The following is a 2,373-nucleotide window of genomic DNA, read 5'->3' as shown; positions in this document are numbered from 1 at the left end:
CGAGTCACTGGGCTTATCAAATGAGAGTTGGGTGATGGCCAAGCAGCGACCTAACAACGACATGCACCGGAGCGCGGGCAGCGGGGTGTACGTGATTGATCGTAGTGCCGTCGCCCGCGCCCGGTGATGTGTGTGCGTTAGGCGCAAATTTCTCAGCGCACAAATGCGCAGTGGCTTCAATATCGTAATTGACAAGCCCTATAAGAGGGTGTATGAGTACAACAGGTTCCCCGTGTAAGTATGAATCTAAAATTCAGAGGCACTTCTTATGAAGCTTAATGGAAAAGTCGCCGCAGCGATAACAATACTTTTGCTGCTTCATCAATACGTACCAAGCATTCAAGCGCAAGAATGGAGGGTAGACGCTTATGGATGCATTGCCCCAGGCGTTCCACAGGTGGTCATCACTCGCGCAAATATCCTTGTGCAGACTGGTGAAAAAGTGTTAGACGAGGCGATTACAGAAGATATAGACAACCTAGATAGATTATTTGGTGTTCAGGTTCCAGTATACTTCTGGAACGAAAAATGGACCCGCGCACAATTTTTTCCATACAAATTTCGCCCGCTAATGATCGCTGACAACAGCGACCCGGATATGGATATAACGGGCAGCGTGTTTGTTAGTATAGGGTTAATAGAAGACGAATTTAGACAGGCTAAAGGTCGAACTATTGCGCTTCCTGCTATCCTTGGTCATGAGTTTGCGCATGCAATGCAAAAAAGCAACAGTTTCCCTTATCCAGGAAAATGGAAAGAATTGCACGCGGACTTTATGGCAGGGTGGTACATTGCATATCGTGAGCGGTTACGCCTAGATGTAAAAGATCTAATGCCGCTGCTAAAGTCCTTTTATCGCAAAGGTGACGAATCAGACAACGGGTTCTTCCAAGTAGATCCTCATGGTAATAGTGTGGAACGTATTATGGCAGTTGCCGCTGGATTTGGTTATGGTTTCGCAAAGGATGAGGCTACTGGGTTAGATGCTTACCGTGCTGGTATAAAATATGTGAAGTTTTTCGGGGCGAACTGATTTGCCCAGCAGAGCATTGTATATTTATTGCAGTCCCTGTTGGGGAGGTATAACGATGCGAAAAGGTTTGACCTTGTTCACATTCATCCTGGTGAGCTACATTCTTGCCTTTTATGCGTCCTATCATAGCCGAGCACAAACTGAATCGACTCCACCTCCTACAAACAGAAATACTAATCAAGCTATAGATAAATCAGGCACTCAGGAGAACAAAGAGAATAACGATACCCTTTTGCCTAAGGCGGGAGGCAACTTACCAAACAGCAGCAGTGTTAATCTTCCCCTGCCCGAGGCTGCAAAGGATAAGCGCGGTTATTTGAGCAGATATGAATTTACAGTTGCTATTACGGTAGCCCTAGTTTCGGTGATTGCTCTTTCGATGCAATTTTTCCTCCTCTTAAAACAAATTCCGAAAATAAGGGCTGAAGATACATTAAGGACTTTCGGGGTTACTCTAATTATCATGGGGTCTCTGTTATTAATTGCAGTCGGGTTTGATTCAATCCAAATCGCCCCGGCTATGGGCCTTTTTGGCACAATTGCTGGCTACTTGTTAGGAAGAGTTGAAAGAAAGGAGAATGAAAAAAATGACTAGTCAAGATAGAGCGTTTGTCTATTTGCTAATAGCAATAATATTCCTCTATCCGTTACGAGTCAGGGCTATGCTTCCTATCCAAGACAGCTTACTTACTGTCAATGCGGTATTGATTCGAAATGTTACTGATAAGCAAGTCACATTTTGGTTAAGCAATGGTGGTAGTAAATGGGTTAATTTTCAGCTTGACGGTGGAGATCATGATATCTATTACAATACAGATCGGATTTGGATTGGTACAGCAGGTAGACCGCCTGTGGAATATAGGCTAGAGCTTAAACATAGGTATCAGCTCGAATGGGACTCTGAAAAAGGAATATGGGATGTTAAAGAACAGAGACTAGAACACTAGCATCAATATTAGGTGTTGATCGAAGGAATCCTCACAATAACTAAAGCTGCGGGCTTTGTTGAATAAATCAGAAGCGTAAGCAGGCTAGCGCCTCAATGCTGGCTTTGCTTCAGATTCGATAGCTGTCTGGCATGCCCAGGCTGGTCATCCGATTCAAAGCCACACACCTGATCATCGCTTCTGTTGTCTGATTGTCATCCCGGCGCGAGCGTAGCCTATCTGAGAAGATCGTCTTGAGGCGGAAGAAGGCGGTCTCGACTAGCGAGCGAGTGTGATAACCACTGCCCCGCTTCCAGCCGGCAAGACCTTGCCGGCGGACACCGCGCAAGTTGCGGTTGCGGTCTTTGAGGTAGTCGTCTTGCCAGAGTTGAGCGCCTTTGCGGGGTGGAATGA

The 2,373-nt window shown here is 45.8% G+C and carries 4 protein-coding genes; 3 read left to right on the top strand and 1 reads right to left on the bottom strand.

Going from position 1 to position 2,373, the window contains the following annotated elements:
• Positions 1 to 268: 268 nt before the first annotated feature.
• Genes VJ464_19550 through VJ464_19540 form a run of 3 tightly spaced genes read left to right on the top strand, consistent with a single transcriptional unit; the run spans position 269 to position 1,980 of the window.
• Positions 269 to 1,033, top strand: coding sequence for a hypothetical protein (locus VJ464_19550; GenBank protein ID HKQ07330.1), 765 nt, complete (start codon positions 269 to 271; stop codon positions 1,031 to 1,033).
• 55 nt (positions 1,034 to 1,088) lie between these two features.
• The gene (locus tag VJ464_19545) at positions 1,089 to 1,628 is read left to right on the top strand and encodes a hypothetical protein (protein HKQ07329.1); all 540 of its coding nucleotides are present in this window, start codon (positions 1,089 to 1,091) and stop codon (positions 1,626 to 1,628) included.
• A complete protein-coding gene (locus VJ464_19540; GenBank protein HKQ07328.1) occupies positions 1,621 to 1,980 on the top strand; it encodes a hypothetical protein in 360 nt (119 codons plus the stop codon). Before VJ464_19545 ends, VJ464_19540 begins: the two co-directional genes overlap by 8 nt.
• Before the next feature lie 109 nt (positions 1,981 to 2,089).
• Here the strand turns inward: VJ464_19540 and VJ464_19535 are convergent.
• On the bottom strand, positions 2,090 to 2,373 hold a 284-nt coding region (locus tag VJ464_19535), incomplete at its 5' end, for a transposase (GenBank protein ID HKQ07327.1).

Source organism: Blastocatellia bacterium (assembly GCA_035275065.1).
In the GTDB taxonomy this organism is placed as follows: Bacteria; Acidobacteriota; Blastocatellia; order UBA7656; family UBA7656; genus DATENM01.
This window is presented reverse-complemented; position numbering and strand designations above follow the sequence as displayed.

Coding starts and splice junctions, on each gene's coding strand:
- VJ464_19540 (HKQ07328.1), top strand. CDS start 1,621: ATGACTAGTCAAGATAGAGCGTTTGTCTATTTGCTAATAGCAATAATA.
- VJ464_19545 (HKQ07329.1), top strand. CDS start 1,089: ATGCGAAAAGGTTTGACCTTGTTCACATTCATCCTGGTGAGCTACATT.
- VJ464_19550 (HKQ07330.1), top strand. CDS start 269: ATGAAGCTTAATGGAAAAGTCGCCGCAGCGATAACAATACTTTTGCTG.